The sequence below is a fragment of the Faecalispora jeddahensis genome, assembly GCF_000577335.1.
Classification (GTDB): domain Bacteria; phylum Bacillota; class Clostridia; order Oscillospirales; family Acutalibacteraceae; genus Faecalispora; species Faecalispora jeddahensis.
The window spans coordinates 42,758-62,792 of the sequence record NZ_CBYL010000005.1 but is presented as its reverse complement, the minus strand read 5'-3'; the positions used below and the strand labels follow the sequence as shown (position 1 = coordinate 62,792).

At 52.1% G+C, this 20,035-nt stretch carries 17 protein-coding genes; 5 read left to right on the top strand and 12 right to left on the bottom strand.

What is annotated here, in order from left to right; genetic code table 11:
• Positions 1-156: 156 nt before the first annotated feature.
• From TY09_RS03270 to TY09_RS03215, 12 genes are all read right to left on the bottom strand, one after another.
• Positions 157-1,149: a serine hydrolase domain-containing protein gene (locus TY09_RS03270; protein WP_042431186.1), complete on the bottom strand. Its 993-nt coding sequence runs from the start codon at positions 1,147-1,149 to the stop codon at positions 157-159.
• A gap of 202 nt (positions 1,150-1,351) precedes the next feature.
• Positions 1,352-3,517, bottom strand: coding sequence for a Tex family protein (locus tag TY09_RS03265; protein WP_042431184.1), 2,166 nt, complete (start codon positions 3,515-3,517; stop codon positions 1,352-1,354).
• Positions 3,518-3,756: 239 nt separating this feature from the next.
• Entirely contained in the window at positions 3,757-4,650 is an 894-nt protein-coding gene (locus TY09_RS03260; protein WP_042431181.1) for a MurR/RpiR family transcriptional regulator, read from the bottom strand.
• Entirely contained in the window at positions 4,640-5,224 is a 585-nt protein-coding gene (locus TY09_RS03255) for a HutD/Ves family protein (RefSeq protein ID WP_042431179.1), read from the bottom strand. Before TY09_RS03255 ends, TY09_RS03260 begins: the two co-directional genes overlap by 11 nt.
• Positions 5,225-5,248: 24 nt before the next feature.
• Complete coding sequence (locus TY09_RS03250; RefSeq protein WP_042431177.1) at positions 5,249-6,073, bottom strand: ABC transporter ATP-binding protein; 825 nt, start codon at positions 6,071-6,073, stop codon at positions 5,249-5,251.
• A gap of 20 nt (positions 6,074-6,093) precedes the next feature.
• Positions 6,094-6,966 (bottom strand): ABC transporter permease, encoded by an 873-nt coding sequence (locus TY09_RS03245; protein WP_042431175.1) that lies wholly within the window; start codon positions 6,964-6,966, stop codon positions 6,094-6,096.
• Positions 6,967-7,101: 135 nt separating this feature from the next.
• Complete coding sequence (locus tag TY09_RS03240) at positions 7,102-8,172, bottom strand: ABC transporter substrate-binding protein (RefSeq protein ID WP_042431173.1); 1,071 nt, start codon at positions 8,170-8,172, stop codon at positions 7,102-7,104.
• A gap of 176 nt (positions 8,173-8,348) precedes the next feature.
• Complete coding sequence (locus TY09_RS03235) at positions 8,349-9,314, bottom strand: C-terminal binding protein (RefSeq protein WP_042431171.1); 966 nt, start codon at positions 9,312-9,314, stop codon at positions 8,349-8,351.
• Complete coding sequence (locus tag TY09_RS03230; protein ID WP_042431169.1) at positions 9,311-9,733, bottom strand: aconitase X swivel domain-containing protein; 423 nt, start codon at positions 9,731-9,733, stop codon at positions 9,311-9,313. Before TY09_RS03230 ends, TY09_RS03235 begins: the two co-directional genes overlap by 4 nt.
• The gene (locus tag TY09_RS03225) at positions 9,730-10,935 is read right to left on the bottom strand and encodes an aconitase X catalytic domain-containing protein (RefSeq protein WP_042431167.1); all 1,206 of its coding nucleotides are present in this window, start codon (positions 10,933-10,935) and stop codon (positions 9,730-9,732) included. Before TY09_RS03225 ends, TY09_RS03230 begins: the two co-directional genes overlap by 4 nt.
• A gap of 103 nt (positions 10,936-11,038) precedes the next feature.
• Positions 11,039-12,370 (bottom strand): amidohydrolase family protein, encoded by a 1,332-nt coding sequence (locus TY09_RS03220; RefSeq protein WP_042431165.1) that lies wholly within the window; start codon positions 12,368-12,370, stop codon positions 11,039-11,041.
• Positions 12,371-13,639 (bottom strand): hydantoinase/carbamoylase family amidase, encoded by a 1,269-nt coding sequence (locus TY09_RS03215; RefSeq protein WP_042431163.1) that lies wholly within the window; start codon positions 13,637-13,639, stop codon positions 12,371-12,373.
• A 734-nt stretch (positions 13,640-14,373) separates the two neighbouring features.
• Here TY09_RS03215 and TY09_RS03210 point away from each other — a divergent pair.
• The 5 genes from TY09_RS03210 (at position 14,374) to TY09_RS03190 (ending at position 20,009) form a co-directional block, all read left to right on the top strand.
• A complete protein-coding gene (locus tag TY09_RS03210) occupies positions 14,374-14,874 on the top strand; it encodes a hypothetical protein (RefSeq protein ID WP_042431162.1) in 501 nt (166 codons plus the stop codon).
• A 476-nt stretch (positions 14,875-15,350) separates the two neighbouring features.
• The gene (locus TY09_RS03205) at positions 15,351-15,914 is read left to right on the top strand and encodes an RNA polymerase sigma factor (protein ID WP_009064579.1); all 564 of its coding nucleotides are present in this window, start codon (positions 15,351-15,353) and stop codon (positions 15,912-15,914) included.
• Positions 15,911-17,284, top strand: coding sequence for a serpin family protein (locus tag TY09_RS03200; protein WP_042431160.1), 1,374 nt, complete (start codon positions 15,911-15,913; stop codon positions 17,282-17,284). Before TY09_RS03205 ends, TY09_RS03200 begins: the two co-directional genes overlap by 4 nt.
• A gap of 564 nt (positions 17,285-17,848) precedes the next feature.
• Complete coding sequence (locus tag TY09_RS03195; protein WP_009064532.1) at positions 17,849-18,865, top strand: LacI family DNA-binding transcriptional regulator; 1,017 nt, start codon at positions 17,849-17,851, stop codon at positions 18,863-18,865.
• Positions 18,866-18,980: 115 nt separating this feature from the next.
• Positions 18,981-20,009 (top strand): substrate-binding domain-containing protein, encoded by a 1,029-nt coding sequence (locus TY09_RS03190; protein WP_042431157.1) that lies wholly within the window; start codon positions 18,981-18,983, stop codon positions 20,007-20,009.
• The last annotated feature ends 26 nt before the right edge of the window (positions 20,010-20,035 follow it).

Here is a 20,035-nt window from a genome sequence, read left to right as displayed (position 1 = left end):
TCGTTGCTCCATACGCTTTCACGGGATGTGAAAGCCTGAAAAAGCCTCCTCAAAATAAATCAAATAGAATCAATCGCATGGCCGGCAACCGTATTTCGGTTTGCCGGCCATGCGATTTTAATTGGTCTGCATATTTCAAAAAGAATTGGTCTGGTGTTATGATTCACAGTCCTCAAACATCGGCTCGATATCCTTTTTTATCAGTTCTATCCGGTCCTTAGCATCCGGTATAAAGGTAGAGGCGATCGAAACCACCATTTTTTTCTCAGCATTGACGTAAATCACATTTCCACCATCGCCCATAGCAGCATAGGTGTGTTCTTTATCATCAATAATCCACCAAAGGTAGCCATAGGGCAGATTGCCCCATTGGGCGCATCGGCTATGTTCCCTGGTGCTCTCTGTTATCCACTCAGCCGGTACGATTTGCTTCTGGTCCCACATTCCGCCGTTTAAATACAGTTGGCCTATTTTTGCCATGTCCTCAGGTGTCAGAAAAAGGCCCCAGCCTGCCGTGTTGATCCCTTGCGGGTCAACCACCCAGCCACTGGTGTTTTTATCGTTCATAACGGCGAAATGCTCTTCTTTATTACGCAGCACCACATTGTGCGGAACACGGATTCCAAGTGGTGAGAATAAATTTTTCGTAGCAAAATCAAGGATCGGCTGGCCCGTTGCTTTTACAAGAATCCCCGATAGAATGTGGGTTCCTCCGATGGCAGAATAATTGAATTCACCGATCGCTTTCTCCCCGCCCAATAGATCGAGCGCATCTTGAATCGGATTCTGGCTGGTGAAGAACATTTCGTATGGTTCCGTCTGATATTTATAAGGAGCTGTCATAGTAAGCAAATGCTGAATGGTAATGCGTTGTATCGTTTTTTCCCCTGCCTTCACAGTGTAATCCGGGAAAAAGTCCAATACCTTCTGGTCAGCATCGTCAATATAGCCTTGATCAATGGCGATACCGATCAAAGCAGAAAGAACACTCTTTGTCACCGAAAACACATGAAGGGCATTATCGGAGGTATATTCGCGAAAGTAGTTCTCGTATACCGCTTCACCGTTTTTCAGAATCACTACGCCGGTAATATTGTCATAATCACTATTGATCGCCTCTTCAAGCTCTTTCCAGTTTTTCTGATTCATACAATTCATTTTCTCCTTTCAGTGAAAGAGGATATCCTTGAAATTAAGGATAAGTCCATTAAAAATGATTTGTAACCCCCATTTAAAATAAAATAAAAAAATAGATTAGCTGTATTTCAAGCTAATCTATTCCTTTTGATTTACGGCGCTGCACCTTACTTGGGATGGCATTTTTTTCAGCAAACGTATGATAAAACAAAACTTACGCTTTCGCTTTTTGCGCTTCCGTGCGCTTCATTGTCAGCGAGATGCGATTTTTCGCTTCCTCCACACCGAGCACCGTAACCGTTACAACGTCACCGACCTTCACCAGATCGGACGGGTGTTTGATAAAGTGATCCGACATCTGCGAGATGTGTACCAGCCCATCCTGATGCACGCCGATATCTATAAACGCGCCGAAATCAGTCACATTTCTCACCGTGCCGGTCAGTTCCATCCCGGCTTTCAGGTCAGACAGACTCATGATATCCGTTCGCAGCAGCGGCGGCGGGAGCTCGTCGCGAATATCGCGCCCCGGCTTTTGCAGCTCGGCGATGATGTCGGTAAGCGTGGGAATGCCGACTCCGCAAGCTTCGGCGGCTTTCTTCCAGCCGATCTTCTCAATCTGCTGCGACACCGTACCCACTCCCTGCATCGTCAGGTCGGAGGGCTTCATCCCGAGCAGTTCCAAGAGCTTTGTAACGGCGTCGTACGATTCCGGGTGAACAGAGGTATTGTCTAAAATGTTCTTTCCCCGCGGAATCCGCAGAAAGCCCGCGCACTGCTCGTAGGCCTTCGGCCCAAGCCGCGCCACCTTTTTCAGCTGGCTGCGGTTCTGGAACGGGCCGTTGTCATCCCGGTAGGCAACCACATTTTTCGCAACCGTTTCATTCAAGCCCGAAATGTGAGTCAAAAGCGAGACGGACGCCGTATTCAAATCGACGCCCACGCTGTTGACGCAGTTTTCCACCACGCCCTCTAGGGCGCTGTCCAGCTCAGCGGGCGGCATGTCGTGCTGGTATTGGCCGATCCCGATGGCTTTGGGGTCGATTTTCACCAGCTCTGCCAAAGGGTCCTGCAGCCTGCGTGCGATAGACACCGCGCTGCGCAGGGAAACGTCGAACTCGGGGAATTCCGCGGCGGCCAGCTTTGACGCTGAATACACCGAGGCCCCGGCCTCACTGACGACCATATAGCTGACCGGCGCTTCCAGCTCGCGGAGCAGCTCTGCCACAAAGATTTCGGATTCCTTGGAGGCGGTGCCGTTCCCGATCGAAATAACGGTGACCCCGTGCTTTTCAATCAGGCGTTTCAGCTCCTTTTTGGCCTCTTCCGTCTTTTTATGGGGAGGGGTGGGGTATACCACAGTGGTATCCAGTACCTTGCCGGTTGCATCCACCACCGCGATTTTGCAGCCCGTGCGGTAGGCGGGGTCAAAGCCCATGATCACCTTGTCCTTCACCGGGGGCTGGAGCAGAAGAGGCTTTAAATTCAGTGCAAACATCGAGATAGCCTGCTTGGCTGCCCGCTGCGTCAATTCGTTCCGGATTTCCCGCTCAAGGGAGGGGAAGATCAGGCGCTTCCAGGAATCCTCCACGGCCTCCTTTACGCAGGCAGAGGTGACGCTGCCGGGTTTTACAAACCGGTCGCACAAAGCCGCGAGTGCGGGCGCATCGTTCAGCTCCAGTTTGACTTTCAGACATTCTTCCTTTTCTCCGCGGTCGATTGCCAGAATCCGGTGGCTCGGTATTTTGCTGATCGGCTCCGAATACTCGGCGTACATTTCGTAAACAGGGTTTTCCCGAACGGTACGAGATACCACAAGCCCGTCTCTTCGTATGATCTGGCGCAGCTTTTTCCGCATCTCTGCATCGTCTGAGATCTCCTCGGCCAGAATATCCTGCGCTCCCTGAACCGCATCCTCCCAGGACTCCACACCTTTTTGTGCGTTGACATAGGGGACGGCGAGCTTTTCCAGCGTGGTGCCGCGCTGTGTTTGCGCCATGATCAGGTCTGCCAGCGGACGCAGGCCTTTTTCCTGCGCGATGGTGGCTCGGGTACGGCGCTTAGGGCGGTAGGGGCGGTACAGGTCCTCCGCTTCCGCGAGTGTTTTCGCGTTTTGAACGGAGAGAGAAAGCGCATCGGTCATTTTGCCCTGCGCCGCAATGCTCTCCAGAATTTCTTCCTTGCGCTTTTCCAGGTTCCGCAGGTATTGCAGGCGGTCCGACAGCTCGCGCAGAACCTGGTCGTCGCAGGAGCCGGTCATTTCTTTGCGGTACCGCGCAATAAACGGGATGGTGTTCCCGTCGTCTATCAGTGCAATCATATTTCCCACATGCTGCTGGTTCAGGCGGAATTCCTTCGACAGCTCCGCGATCATATCCATACATTTCCCTCTTCCTGCTTTTTCATTTGCTCCGTATTGATAATGGTATTTTACCATAGAATGGCTGAAAATTCACAGGAAAATAAACGGCCGCAGTTCAGACGATCCATCTTTCTGCGAAAATCTGGCCAGATAGCCCTCCAGCTCGGCAGTCAGGCCAGAATAAACAGAAGCGTTCTTCCAATAAGAAGGGCATGACAGTCTGACGACCGTCATGCCCGGAATAGTCTGATAGATATTCAGCGGCCAGAGATATGATAAACACCGGAGCTTTTTTCCTGCAGTTCGATCTGCTCCAGCCGCGCGTTTACATCGGGAATCTTTTTGGCCGCGTCCCGAAAGACAAGGTTCATAAAAACCATGGGGGTGCTGTAAATGTCGAACAGCGAAGCTACGGTGATGGGAACCACATTGGTGGCGTCTGCGATTTGGCAGATGGGGGAGAGCTGGCTGTCCGTAACGGCAATGATCCGAAAGCCGCTGTCTTTGAGCTCCCGCGCTTTTTTCAGCAAAGCATCCGGATAGCGGGGGAAAATCGGCAGAACGATCCCCGTGTCCTTGGGGTCGCGGTATTCCAGCGTGTTCCATGCCGGGGTTTCCGGCGTTACCGTATAGACATTGTTGCGCAGCTTGTTCAGAATATATTGCATATAGGGCAGCAGGGTGGCGGACATTCTGGACGACAGCAGAATCAGGTCCCGCGCGTTTGCCACCATATCCACCAGAGCTTCATACGCGGGCCCGCCTATGGAGGCTTCCAGCTCCACTAAATTATTCACTTCGCTCGACAGAATGTCGCCGACCGCACTCTGCCGATCCTTTGATACATAATTCAGTCGTTGGGGCCCGGTCATTTTTTCGCCGACGCTTTTTTGCAGCTCGCGCTGAAACTCATTATAGCCGTTATAACCGAGCGCCATGCAAAAACGCGAAACGCTGCCCTGGCTCACCTTGGCTTCCAGCGCCACGTCTACGGCGGTCATGAAAATAACGCGCATATAATTCTTTTCTATATAATAAGCCAGTTTTTCGTAGGTGGCAGACTCCTTTGCCGCGGCAGACAGCTTGGTAATTAAAAATTGAATCGGTTCCGTCTCTGCCGCTTTTTGCAAAGCTGCCCTTCTATTTGTCATCAAGCTCCACTCCCGTCATGATCAGATACTGCTCGCAGAGCGTATCTACATGAATTATCATACCTTCTGCGGGATTGGAAATCAACAAGAAATCATTTTTTTCTATGGAATAGCTGGAATCCTCGGCCATTACGTGCGCCGAACCAGATGGGAAATACAGCCCGGTAAAGCGGCTTTGCGGCGAAAACTGCCACGCCTTTTCGGGGCGGAGCTTTATCGCTTTGAGAAATCCTTTGGCAGATGGGGAAAAAATCAGATTGAAATTTACGCCGGTTCCCCGGCTGAGGGTATGCCATGTGCCGGAAAATGCGGCGCTCTGCATTGGCGTCAAACGGATGCTTTCTCCCCCGCGGAAGGTCAGCGTGATGTCCCCCTCCAACAAAAGCAGGATTCGCTGCTTTTGCGGGAACAGGGTAAAATCACTGGCGCCGCAGGCAACAGAGGCGGTGCTGATCCGAAAGAGAAAATCCTGCGCCGTTAAAGAAGCCTGCGGCGGATAAATAAATAGCTCAGAGGTTTCCCCTCCCGACCACTTCGTCGTCTTTTGCCGGGCACGCGGAATCAACTGAATCAAAACGGCACCTCTTTTCTGAATGGATCAGATCGCGTTCATCAGGCGCAGGCTTTCTTCGCGGATCAGCTCGGAGGCACGCTCCTTATACTGCAAAAACTCCTGCGTCATGCGGGTGTGGTGATCGCGGGGGCGCTCAAGCCCCACGTCGATGATCTCTCTGACCCGGCCGGGCCTTGCGGACATGACCACCACGCGGTCTGCCAAAAGGATCGCCTCGTCGATATCGTGTGTGACCATAATGATCGTTTTAGGGGACTTCTGCCATACACTCAGCAGCAGCTCCTGCATCAGCTCGCGGGTCTGCATATCCAGCGCGCCGAACGGTTCGTCCAGCAGCAGAATGTCGGGGTCATTGGCCAGCGCTCTGGCAATGGCCACCCTCTGCTTCATACCGCCGGAAAGCGATTTGGGGTACAGCGATTCAAAGCCGCGCAGCGCGACCAGATCCACGTATTTTTCTGCGATTTCGCGGCGTTCCTTTGCGGGCACGTTTTTCTGCTTTAATCCGAACTCGATGTTTTCCAGAACGGTCAGCCAGGGAAAGAGGGTGTAGTTCTGGAACACCATGCCTCTGTCTGGGCCCGCGCCCCGAAGCTCCTGCTGTTTGTAGCTGATGGTGCCGCTGCTGGCGGTTTCCAGCCCGCCGATGATGCGCAGCAGTGTGGATTTTCCGCAGCCCGAGGTTCCCAGCAGGGTTAAAAATTCCTTGGAGCGCACGTGAAGGTGAATGCCGTCCAGGGCCTTTACCGGGCCGTTCACGCTCTGGAACAGCTTTGAGACGTTCTTGATTTCAAGCCCCTGATGCGGGCGTTTGGCGGTTACTTCCGTTACGGTTGCCGCTGTCTGCATAATAAATCCCTCTCTTTCTGTCATTCGTTCCACGGGTACAGCTTTTTGTTCAGGAACAGCAGCAGGTTATCGATGATCAGGCCGATCAGGCCCAGAATCAGAATCCCCACAAAGATTTTTCCCACGTCTACGGTGCGCTGCGCCTGCAGGATCTTAAAGCCGATGCCGGAGGACGCGCCCACCATTTCGGCCACGATCACATACGTCCAGGCCCAGCCGAGCACGATGCGCAGCGTATCGGTGATATCGGGCATCGCTTTGGGGAGGATGACCTTCCACAGCACGTTTTTGCGGTTGGTGCCGAGTGTGTACGAAACCTCGATCAGCGAGGAATGTACGTTGCGGATGTTGGTTGCGGTCATCAGAACCAGCTGCGGCAGACTGCCCAGAATGATGATGGCAACCTTCTCGCTTTCACCGATGCCGATCCAGAAGATGAACAGGGGGATGAAGGCCGAGGCCGGCATGTAGCGCACGAACGAGAATACCGGCTCAAAAAAGGCCGAGATCGGCGCGTAGGTTCCAATGAGCACCCCCAGCGGGATCGCCACAACTGCCGCGATGACAAATCCGGTCATCACGCGGAACACCGTCATGCCGATGTCCGTCCAGAAGCCGCTGCTGAACAGCTGCAAGCTTGCCTGAAGGGTGGCGGTAGGGGTGGGTAAGAAGAGCGGATCGACCATTTTTCCGTAGCTCAGGCCGCTCCATAAAATTAAAATGAGAAGAAAGGCCACGATGCCGAGAATCATGGCGGTATTTTGTTTGATTTTGCCTTTTGGCTGAAAGGCTGCGGTTATTTTATCTCCATACATCGATTTGTTCCCCGTTTCTCGTTTTGCGGATTTTGCGGCCAGGGCTGCGGAGGGAACCGCCGTCGTTTTTTCTGCCATAGCACGAGCTCCTTTCGTCAGGGCGCCGTCTGCCATTCTCTGCGGCACACGTCGCTCTAAATAACAAGATCTCTTGGAGAGAGCAAGAACGCTCTCCCCAGAGAAGAATGGGTTTTATTCAGATCGTCTTGCTGATTATTTGGCGGCGTTGACAAAAGTGGAATTCAGCACCTTGTCAATATCCGCTTTGTTGCTTACCATTTTGGTGTCGACCCAAAGCTGTGCGGCAAATTCAGAGATCTTGTAAATGTCGCCCTTGCTTTCCGCGGTTCCGAAATAGGTCTTGTTGCCGTCCTTGCCGTAGAACTGAACTTCGGTTTCACAGGCGGCTTTCAGAGCGTCCGGCTCCATGCCCGCGGGTACGCTCATGATTTTATACGCGTCGTCCGGGTTGCTCTTCATGTAATCGATGGCGTCGTTCCAGCCGTCGATAATGGCCTGCGTTGTCTCGGGGTATTTCTGGATAAAATCGGTACTCAGGCCGAGCGCATCCACAATAACGCCGGGGTATTCGCTGCTGGAGAGCAGTACCTGGCCGAAGGTGGTTTTCTTCGCGTTGTCGAGCCAGGGCTGCCAGGTCATGGCGGCGTCCACCTTGCCGGCGGCAAACGCGGCGCCCGCGTCGCCAGAGCCCATGGACTGCACGTCAAAGTCGCTCATGGACAGGTTCTTTTCCTTGAGCAGGTAGTTGAACCAGAAGAAGCTTGCGCCGCCGGTCGTGTCAAGCGCGATGGTTTTGCCCTTTAAATCCTCAAAGGATTTAAATTCGTTCTTCGCAACCAGACCATCGCCGCCGGAGGAGGTATCGAGCGCCAGAACCACCTGCAGGTCAATCCCGCTGGCGGCGCTCATGATGTTGGTGTCCAGCGAGGTGGCGATGCCCTGAATTTTCCCGGCGGCCAAGGCGCTTTTGCTGTCGGATTTGCTTTCGATGATTTCTACCTTCACGTCTGCGCCGTGATCCTTAAAGAAGCCCTTTTCCACAGCCAGATCAAGCGGGTAGAAGCCGATCCAGCTGGAATGCGCCAGCGTGACGGTACCGTCGTAAACGCCGCCGGATGTACTGCCGGATGCCGCGCTCTGCGAGGCGGCGCCGCTTTCCGCCGAGGCCTTGCTTTCGCTGCTGCCGGAACAGCCGGCCAGCAGCGAGGTGCTCATGGCGGCGGCCAGAGCCAGAGAAATGATTTTTGCAGATGTTTTTCTCATAGTAGATTCTCCTTCATCCTGTCTCAATTCATTTTCCGCATGTGTTGTGCATTCACTTGAAAGTGCCTGTTTGAAGGGCATCGGCTTCTTTTGCCGCAGACGGAGAGGAAGCCACAGGCCGTTTTCAGCGAAGCTGTATTTTATGAAAGAGCAAGCCCCTCATAAAGGCAAAGAATTCAGTTTACCAGGTCTGCCGGTTGTTCCCCGCGCAGCATTTTGATGGCGTTCCAGGCCGCGCGGCCGCGCAGTTCCTCAAAGGATTCCTGCGAAATGTACGAAACGTGTGGTGTGACAATGCAGTTCGGGGCGCTGAAAATTGGTTCGTGCTCCCGGGGCGGCTCGTGTGTGATAACGTCCAGCACTGCGCCGGCGATCACGCCGGTTTCCAGTGCGCGGATCAGCTCATCCTCTTTCAGAACAGCGCCGCGGGCTGTGTTGACGAAATACGCACCTTTTTTCATGAGGGAAAACTCCCGCTCTCCCAAAAGGCCGGTGGTGCTTTCGTCCAGCCGCACATTGACGCTGACGTAATCGGCCAAACGGAGCCCTTCTTCCAAAGAAACCTTTTCCACACCCTTCTCGTTCAAAAAGGCGGCGTCGCGGTCGGGGTCGTAGCCGATGATTTTCATTCCAAGGCTTTGACAGCGCTTTGCGACGGTGAGGCCGATCCGCCCGCACCCGACGATGAGCAGCGTAGATTGTGAAATCCGTTTCGGCAGGCGTTCCACCGCCTGCGCGCCCCATGCTCCGTTTTGCAGTCTGCTTTGGTATTTGGTCAGTCCCTTGTAAAAATGGAAGACAGCCGCCAGAACATAATCCGCCAGATCCTCCGCGCAGTAGCCCTGCACGTTGGCGACACCAATTCCTTTTTCACGGGCCGCTGCGGTATCGATACGGTCGTAGCCGCCGCCGAGTACGGCAATCCCTTTGCAGTTTTGCAGGCGCTGTATGGTGGAAGCGGGAATCTGCGCGTACACCTGCGCGATGATTGCGTCTGCGCGGTACCCGAATTCCTCCAGATCGCGTTCGTAATCGTAATTGGAAAATTTCAGCTCGCAGTCGGGGTACTGCTCCCGCAGAACGGCGGTTTCTATGTCGTAATCCTTCCATTCCTCATCGATAAACCAGAACAGAGGCTTCATTGATTTTCCTCCCTGGCGTGCAGCGTCAGTACCCCGTTTGTGGCGTCCAGCTCCGCCAGATCACCGTTTTGAACGGTTTGGTAAAACTCGGGCTCCAGCCGGTCCACCATTGGCATTTCCATTAAAATCGCACTTGCCACCAGGGTGGTGTCCGGATTCTGGATCACCAGTGCCTTGGGCTCGGTACCCTTCATCTTTAATTGGAACATGCCGTCCGTCTGTACCACGGAGCTGCCCTTTCCGTTGGGGAACAGCAGAATCTTCCCGGAAATGCTCTGCCCGTACAGGGAGTGATTCTTCTCGATCACCACGCCGGTTTGAGGGTCCACCAGATAAAAGCAAAAGTCGTCGGCAGAGATCAATACCTCGCCCTTGGCCTGACCCTCCGAAATCTTATGACAGTGAAATGTCTTGCTCATAGGGTAATCTCTCCTTCCAAAGCAGCCGTTACGGCATTTTCCAGTTCGGTCACCACGAACTGCATCTGGCGGCGGCGCGTGTAGTAAGCACATTTTGGGGAATCAGTAACCCCTTTTTTGCCATACAGGAACTTCCAGCAGGGCTGATCCATGCACGTGTCAGACACGATCCAGCCCCCGGCCTCCCGTATGATCCGCATGTAATCCATCTTTTCCGCCAGCACACAGGACAGGGAAGAGGTCATGATAAACAGCGGCACCGCCAGACGCTTCCCCTGTACCATCCCGGCGACTGTCGCGATCTGGTCGATCGTCAGGTGAGGACACCCGAAGAGCGCGAAATCAATTTTGCCGTAGGGATCCGTCAGCTCGCTGCGCATGATGTCCAGATCCTCCTGCGTGATTTTGACCACCGCTTCCGGCTCTCCGCCCTGAAAAGCCGCCTCCATGGTTTGGGCCTCCGGCGTAAAGCCGAGAATATGATACATCGCCACGTTCCCGCCGGTATTGAGCTGCGCCCCCAGGTTCATCAGCGCTTCTTTTCCGGGATTTTTCAGGCCGCTGAACACGGGAAGCTTGAAGCCGGTCTTTTTCGGGGTGCAGTACCCCAGCAGCTGGTAATCAAAATCGGATTTCATTTCCGCTTCCACTTCCACCAGAATCTGGCCCCTGCGGTTTTCGTCCAGCAGATAGCCGTAATACGGCACCACGCCGGTCACGGCGGCGCACAGGGCGCTGACGGCGGCCTCCCGGTTGCTTCGGGCGCCGTACACCGAATTCACAAACGGCGTGGCGCTGGATTCCGAAAACGCGGTGATCTCCCCGAAGCGGGGAACGTTCTTTTCCAGGTAGGGGGTACAGTTGTAGGTCATGATCGCGCCGATTTTTTTGTAGGCCTCGTGCGTGCGCCGGACGATTTCCTCATCCTCCGCCTCAAGCATGGTAAACTCTTTGAACTGCTCCCAGTTGAAGCTGGGGTTTACCGTGGGGCGCACCCGGCAGACGGCGCCGCCGTTGACGAGCTTTTCCACAAACCACAGGTCGGCCTCCTGATTGCTCAGTGCCACGTGGGCCCGGGTAATGGGTACCATGTAAGGTGCGTCGTAGCTTTCGCCCACCGCAACCTGCACCTTCATGGCCAGCTGAACTCCGGTTCCGTATTCTCCGTCGAGCATGGCTTGCTCTTGTGCTGTCAGTTTCATAGCTTCCTCCTTTGATACGGAGTGCCACCTGCTTTCTCTCCGCCGCGGGCGGGGGAGGAGCACTCCGTTTTGTATTTGTTAAAAATATGGATGATTGCTCCGGTCAGGCGCTTTGCAGGTGCTCCATCGTGTCCTTGATTTTCAGCAGAACCCGCGATTTTTTGATCGTGAGAAAATCGCCGCTGCTGTAAACCTGCCGCCCGTTAACCACGACATTTTGAATGGCGGAGGGCTGCATGGAATAAACGATATTCGGCAGAAGCTGCTCCATGGATGCGCTCAGGGGCTGCATGGACAGATCCCCCAGATCGACCCCGAAGAAATCCGCGTAACAGCCGGGCGCAATTTCTCCCACAGGCAAGCCCAGCGCGCGGCCGCCCGCCGATGTTCCCATTTCGAACGCCTGCTCGTAATTAACGCAGAGCGCATCGAGCGTATGGGCTTTTTGCAGCAGCGAGACCATGCGCATTTCCTCCAGCACGCTGATCCGGTTGTTGCCGCAGGCGCCGTCGCTGCCCAAAGCCACGGTTACTCCGCTTTTCACCATGCGGGGAATGTCGGTGATGCCGTCCGCCAAAAACATATTGCTCGAGGGGCAGTAGGCCAGCTTTGCGCCGCACGACCCGGCCAGATCGATTTCGCTGTCCTTGAGCCATACGCCGTGGATCATCATCATGCGTTCATCCAGAACGCCCAGCCGATCCAGATATTCGATCGGGTGCAGGCCGTTGTGCGCCGCTTTGACCTCTTCCACCTCGAAGCGTTCCTCCGCCACATGAATGTGGAATCCCGTTCCGAGCTCCTTTGCCAGCTCATAGCCGGCCTGAATCATTTCCGGCGAGGCGGCGTGCAGACTGTGGGGCGCGGGCAGCACGGTCACCATGGGATCGTCCCGGTGCATCCGCGCCAGTGCTTTCGTGCGCTCCACCGCCTGTGACACCGTTTCGCGGTAGCCCTCCGGCGCGCCGTCCCAGTCGTACATGGTTCTGGCCAGCACCAAACGAATCCCGACATCCTGCGCGGCGCGAATGATCGCCTCATCGCTTTCCGTGCCGTAGTTGTGCAGGTAAAAGAAATCCGATACGGTCGTCACGCCGCATTGCAGCATTTCGGAAAACGCGAACACCGCTCCGTTGTAAATGTCCTCCAGCCGCATTCTGGGGGAGTAGCGGTACAGGGATCTGTCGCGCCATTCCAGAAAAGGGCGGTCTGCCGCGATTCCCCGCAGCAGGCTTTGAAAGGAGTGGTTGTGCGCGTTGACCGTACCCGGCAGCAGCACCTGATTTTCCCACCGGTGTACATAGCTGTTTGGAAACTGCGCCCGCAGCTCGGCGAAAGGGCCCACCTTTTGAATGGCTCCCTTTTCCACCGCCAGAACATAGTCCTTTAAAAACTGTTTTTTGCTGTATAAGTAAGACGGATAATACAAATCCATTTAGTCCAGCTCCTCATCCAGGGTCAGCAACGCGGAAAGCATTGCATTTGCGGTATACTCTATGTCATCCATCGTGGCGGCTTCATCGGCGCAATGGCTTTTGCCGTTGACGCTCTGCGTGAAAATCATGCCGGAGCGTGTCACTCTGGCCATGTGTGCCGCATCGTGCCCCGCCATGCTCACCAATTGGACTACCGGTTGGTCGCCTTGCTCAATGCCCTGCTCCACGGCTTTGATCACGGTGGGATTCATCGGCATGGGCGGCTGATCCAGAATCGTTTTCCGCTGGATCGAAAGCTTTCTGCTTTCGGCAATCCGATTTACCCCCTGTGTGAACAGTTTCAAAAATTCTTCCTTTTTTGCGGGGTCAGATGTTCTCATTTCCAGTATCATTTCTGCCGACGCGGGGATGATGTTCGTCGAGTTGGGCCTGATTTGCAAAAAGCCCACGGTGGCAACGGCTTCGTCGCTGTGCAGTGCCGCCGCGGATGTTTCAGCCAGCAGAACCACCTCGGACGCGGCGCAGAGAGCATCCTGCCGGTCTCTCATCACCGTGGTGCCGGCGTGATTGGCAACACCAGTTACGGTGATGATTTCGCGGTAAATCCCGGTGATGCTGCAGACCGCAGCCGAGGGGAGCTTTTGGTCGGCCAGCCGCCGCCCTTGCTCGATGTGGCATTCCAGAAAGGCCGCAATCTGCCCCTGCCCAATTTGCAGAGAATCGATCTCCTCCAGATTTCCGCCGATCCGGCAGATGGCGTCCGCCAGGGTCTGGCCGGTCTGCATATGAGTGACGTCTTTCAGGTCCTTGTATTTCAGCACTCCGCCCAGTACCTTGCTGCCCAAAGTAGACACATTGAACGGATTGGGTTCTTCTGCGGTAAGGGATACGACCCAGAGGGGATGGCGCAGCTTTTTGCCGGATTCCTGAAGCGTCTGCAGAATTTCGGTAGCCATTAACACGCCCAGCGCTCCGTCGTACATTCCCCCGTTTGGAACGGTGTCGTGATGTGAACCGATTACCAGAGGGGCAAGGGGAAGCATCCCCGCACTTTTTGCCCACAGATTGGCGATCGCATCTGTATGAAATTCTGTGTCTGTGTGGTGTTCCCAGTAGTCCCGCAGCCACCTGCGGGCGGAAGAATCCGCCTCACTGCCCAGCCATCGGTCAATTCCGCCCTGCTGATTTTTCCCGATTGCAGAAAGCTCCAGCAGATTAGCTTGCAGCCGGCTCCTGTTAATCGTCAGGGCATCTGTTTTAGATTTCATGAGCTCCTCCTGTAAATGATTATTTCATTCTTTAATTTATAAAGATGATGAAATTATTTATGATCTGATAAAGAAAAGTGCGCCGGGAATGCTCTGCTTGCCTCCGAAGCATGAATTCCAAAAGGAAAACAAAAAAGGCGCTTTGAAAAGTAATTTTCAAAACGCCATTGTTTATGGAATATTCTCTTTATGCCGCTATCATATAGCTTTCCGTATTGACTTGTCAATAGCTTTTTCAAGATTTTAGATTACCCTCCAATTATCAAAAAGTCATTCCGGATGAAATGTGCAATTTTTATAAATAAATGATTGCGGTCTTCCTCTCTCATTTTTCAAAAGGGGATTTAGTCGCCGATCAGAGAAAAATTCCGGTTTTTAAAGAGATCGGCAATGAGACCCGGTTGTGGGATTACCCGGGCAGAGGAAGCCTTTAACGTTGTCCACGACGGCTTCTCATGCTATAATAACCTCACAGCATAAGCGAAAGTAAAGCCTTCGAAACCTGAAAGAGTATGGAATCATCGGTCTTTAGACAGGCTGCTATGAACGAGATAAAGAGTTCATAGATTGCCGCCGTTTTCGGCCGGAAAAGAATACTATTACCAATATCCAGGGACGGTATGTCAATCAAAACGAAGAAATCATTATTCTGACCAGAGCAGAGAGCTGTATGAAAGGAAACGGAATTGTTTCTTTTACAGCTGAGGACAGAAATACTTGGGGAAAGATGTTCAATGAAATTCATCAATATTTTTACACTGGATATTAGACGCAATGTAACTTCAGTGACGAAACAAAATATGAAAAGATATCATGACAGTTTGCTTGCAGCATACCTGCTTGCCGCGTTTTGGGCGATCGCAATCGTTTCTGTTGAATATAAACTTCATGATATGATTTTATCCATTTGGCATGATTCAGCCCTTGCGGTACCGGCGTCAAAAGTGATTCCGGTTGCAATGTGTGTTGCGATGGTATTTTCCAATATCAGGATGGTTCTGAGACCGGATGGAAAAGGAGCCGAATCGGCAAAGTCTTCTGCAAGATTTACAGTGTTCGTTCTGTTGCTGAATTTGATCGTCTTGATCGGTGGAAACTACTACATTGTTTTTCAAAGAGAGCTTCCAGATATGGCGGTGCTCGTATTGGGTACCGTGGCTTTGCTGTGTGCGATACTGTTTTTGATAGAGCTCATTGAGTATGTGGTATACCATCTTTATGATAAAATATTTTGAAGGCAGATAACGAAGCGGGGCTGGAATCCGGTATGTTCAAAAGCAAACCGCCCGGACTGGAGCGCATGTCAATTGGGCCAGAAGATAGCCGGCGGCTACACCTGTTGTGAAAGCGTGAACATTTCGTCTATCCGCCATGTTACGCAGGTTCTCAGGCGTTCCCGATAAAGGGAACATCACAGGCGGGCAGGCCATGCCGGCAATCGTGAAGGTTTATTTTCTGTCGTTTTAGAAATGGATTGTAATCAATGTTCTGACGATAAAAACCCATGGGCCAAAGTCAATTGGAACATGGGTTTTCTGTATATTTTCATGTGTATTATACATGTGGTATATTAAATCCGAATTTCGATGGTACATACGCGAAGAAAAAAACGTTATACAGGAAAATTTTTACTGTTTTCAGCAAATATTCTTCCCAAAATCCTGTCTATAAAATAGAGGATACTTCAGAACGAGAGGAAAGGAGGGTATGGATGGACGATCTTCAAATCATCGAGCTGTACTGGCTTCGGGACGAGGCCGCTATCAGTGAGAGCGGTACGAAATACGGCCATATGCTGAAACGGATCTCACTCAACATTTTATCCAATCATGAGGACAGCGAGGAATGTGTGAACGATACGTATGAAAAAGCCTGGAACACAATGCCGCCGCATCATCCGAACTGTCTTTCCGCTTTTTTGGGGCGGATCACACGCAATCTTTCCATCAACCGCTGGCATGAAAATCACACGAAAAAACGCGGCGGCGCGGCGGGTGCGGATGTACTGCTTTCAGAGCTTTCTGATTGTATTCCCGCATCACAGACAACAGAAGCGGAGATCGATCTGAGCATCGTAACGGACGTGATTACAAAATGGCTGTCATCCCTGTCTCAGGATGATCGTGTTTTGTTCTTACGGCGCTATTGGTTCGGCGACACCTTGAAGGCTCTTGCGGAAGAAAGTCTGACAACGCCGGTCAAACTGGCCGGGCGGATTTATCGCCTGCGCAAAAAACTCAAAGAAACCCTTGAAAAGGAGGAAATTTTGCTGTGAAAGAAAAGCAGATATTTGATGCGATCACGAATGTACCGGATGAGCTGGTGGAAGAGGCGAGAGAAATCAGTCTGAAACCAATCATAAAGCCCTGGAAAAAATGGACCGCGCTTGCGGCTTGTGCCATTTTGGTGTTTACGTTTGTTTTCACCCTTCCTCATGGCTCGAGCGGCCCCGGCGGCGAGCTGCTGAGCGTTGGGTTCCCGAAGGCTTATTCCTATAACGATTGGGACGCAAAACAAGCTGTGCTGAAGAACAATCCGGTGGAGGATACCTTTCTGAAAGCCGTGAACGGATTTTCCTATGAAACCGGATCGAAACTACTGGCAAGCAGCAGCGGGAACAGCAACTATTCTCCGTTATCCCTTTATTACGCGTTGGCGATCACTGCCTCCGGTGCGCGGGGAGAAACGGCGGATGAAATGCTTTCCCTGCTGAACATGCCCGACCAGGCGGCGCTTTCCGTGCAGTGCGGAAATCTGTACCGGCAGCTTTACACAGATAACGAGATCGGAAAGCTGAAGATCGCAAACTCCGTCTGGATGAATCAGAGCGTACCCTGGAAACAGGATTTCGTCAAAAATGCCGCCGAGAATTTTTATGCTTCTTCCTTCAGCGTGGATTTTTCCGATCCGAAAACGGCGCAGGCCATGGGCAAGTGGGTGTCTGAGCATACGAACGGTACCTTGGAGCCTCAGTTTGAAATCTCTAAGGATAAGATTCTTTCCATCCTGAATACGGTTTATTTTTATGACGAGTGGACGAACAAGTTCGATTCGGCGAAAACAGCCGCAGATACGTTTCATTCGGCAGACGGCACTACGATCAATACTGACTTTATGAATGGAACGAACTCATCCGGCAGCTTTTATAAAGGGGATGGTTTCATTCGCTCGAGCCTTTCCTTAAAAAACGGCGGGAAGATGATCTTCATTCTTCCAAACAAAGGGATTTCTCCCCGGGAACTGTTGTCTACCCCCGAGAAAATGCAGAGTGCTTTTGAGGGCGGGGAAGATCAGAACGGAGAGGTTGTCTGGAAAATGCCGAAATTCGACTTCGGAGCAAAGATTGAGCCGATCGATGCGTTAAAGGCCTTGGGAATTCATTCCGCTTTTGAACAGAGCGCAGACTTTTCCGGCATTACGGATCAGATGGCGTCTGTTTCAGATATCCGACAGGAAACTCACATCGCGGTTGATGAAAACGGAGTGGAAGCATCGGCCTTTACCGAGGTTGCGGTTTCGACCTCGGCACCAATAGCACTGGACAAAGCCGAAATGATTTTAGACCGTCCGTTCCTTTACGGGATCGCCGCACCCGACGGTACTCTTCTGTTTGTCGGCGTGTGTGAAAATCCGTCCGCAAAATAACCCCTGCCAAAGGGAAAACACAGGAAATTTTATAGGCAGAGGGAGCGGAGATTTCCGTTTTATCACCATTCTTTAAACAATCTTATCTATGTATATTGCACGAATGAAGTCGCGGACTGTAAACCGGTTTACAGTCCGCTTTTTTTGACGATGCCTGGGATGATGAACCACGGCTGACATCTGCCGCAAGGGGAGCGGGCATTCCTTGTCTTGTATCGAAACGATAGATGCAGCTGCGACCATGTTCGACAGATACTATTAAATTTCGACCGCACCAGAATAGTTTTTATAAAAATTAAACAAACGGCGCTTGCCTAATCCTTTCAACATTACCAGTTGACTTTGCAGTTTGATCCTATTATGATAAAGGAAAGATATGGAATCGGTTCCATAAACAAGAGGTTTTATTGAGCGTTTGAAGAGTCTGTTTGTTTATGTTTTAACCTTTTTATTGGCAAATTTGATTTGATCATTTCTAAAATATTGATATTTGTTAGACAAAATACATAGAGTTTTATAGTGGGAACGGTTTTATAAATACTGAAATGGAATAAGGTTTTCATTATGCTAACGATCAAAGAAGTGGCTGAATTGGCCGGAGTCTCCAAATCCACAGTGTCCAGAGTGCTCAATAACAATGGCTATGTCAGCAATGAGGCGAGGCAGAAAATTGAGAAGGTGATCAAAGAACACCAATATAAGCCCTCGGCGGCTGCAGTAAGCCTTTCCAAGCAGGAAAGCAGTATTATCGGTGTGGTGATCCCCGAAATCGACAACCCCTTTTTTGCTGAGGTGTTAAAGGGAATTACCGAAATGGCCGATGAAAACGGCTTTTCCCTGATTTTTTGCGACACGCAGAACAGCGGTGAAAAAGAACTGAAAGCACTGGGCATGCTGGAGCAGCAGCGGGTCAGGGGGGTCATCATCACGCCCGCCATGGGCTATGGGCTGGAATCCATTGATAAAATCAAAGCGGCGCTCTCCAAGCTGGCGGTTCCCATCGTCGTGGTCGACAGAGATTTTGATTATTCGGAGTGGGATACCGTTTATTTTCAAAACTATGAAAGCGGTTATCTTGCGGCAGAGAGCCTGATTAAGGCGGGGAACGAAAGAATCGGGATCATTCTGGGGGATATGCAGCTGAAAATCGCAAGAGAGCGTTACCGGGGCTTTAAGGACGCGATGGCGTCGTATCACAAGGTGATCTGCGATAAAGATGTATGGAAGGGCGATTTCACCACAGATACGGCTTATGATCTGATGAAGCAGATGATTGCTTCAGGGGACCTGCCGGATGCCATGGTGACCACAAACAACCGCACAAGCATGGGCTTTCTCAAGGCGATGGTAGAGGCCGGAATTACCGTCGGGAAAGACATTGCCGTCGTTGGAATCGATCTTATTCCTACGCTGGATGCGCTGGGGTTTCATTTCAGCTGTGTTTCCCGTGATACGGAGGAAATGGGAAAAATGGCGATGAGATTGCTGATGCGCCGCATGGCGGAACCGGACGGCAACAGAAACATATGGGTGGTACCCTGCAAATTGGAACTGAAGGGATCTGAAAGCAAGCGGAGATGACATATTTCCTGCAAATGATGTGGAACCGGTTCCACACCGTAGAAATCCTTTATCGTTAACAGAAATTTTTCTGTTATATATTTTTTATATCAAAGAAATGGAGGATGTTTGTATTATGAAAAAGAAGGTCTTGTCAGTGTTCCTGGCGGCTGCAATGGCCGTATCCCTTGGGGCCTGCGGGGGTACGACAACACCCGCGCCGGCGTCATCCGGCGGGTCCGGGGCTTCCAGCGCGGGGAAAGACACCTATAATGTTACCGTGATCATCAAAGCAACCGACTCCTCTTATTGGCAGACGCTTTTGCTGGGGGCGAAGGCCGCGGCAGAGGAAAGCAACGGGAAAATTAAGGTCACAACAGACGGACCTGCTTCGGAAACAGATATTGATAAGCAGGTGACCATTCTGGAAAATGCAATCGCTGCGAAGCCGGACGGCATCGTGCTCGCTTCCATCAGCTCCACCTCCACCGTGCCGGCTGTTGAGCAGGCAAACGCAGCGGGGATTCCCGTGGTAACGGTCGACAACAAGCTGGAAACAGACGCGTACACCCAGCATATCGCAACGGATCACGCGATTGCCGCAGCGACCGCGGCGGCGGATATGGTGGATCAGTGGAAGGCGAAGGGCATTGACCCCGCGGGCAAAAAAGTGGCTTTGATCAGCGCGGATTCCGGTTCGGCTGTCAATCAGGCGCGCTGCAAGGGGTTCACGGATGAAATCAAGCGCCTTGTTCCGAGCATCGTTGTTCTCGAAACCCAGTATTGCGACAACGACATTCAGAAAGCGCTCGACGCAGCCGATAACCTGGTTCTGGCCAATCAGGATCTGATCGGGATTTTCGGCGACAACAACCACATGGGCGACGGCATTGCAAAAGCGATGGAACAGAGCAAAAAGGGCGACAAGATCGTTACCTATGCCTTTGACTCGGACGATACCGAAATTGATGCGATTCAAAACGGCAATCTGACCGGTATCGTCGTTCAGGATCCTTTCGGAATGGGCTACAACGGCGTATTGGCCGCGGTATCGAAGCTCGAGGGCAAGGACCTGGAAAAAGATAAGGTTTCTGAGACCACACTGGTGACGAAAAAGAACATCCAGGAGGATGCGGTGCAGAAGCTGCTGTATCCCGGCAAATAAAGAATCGATACTTTCTAAACGTGTAA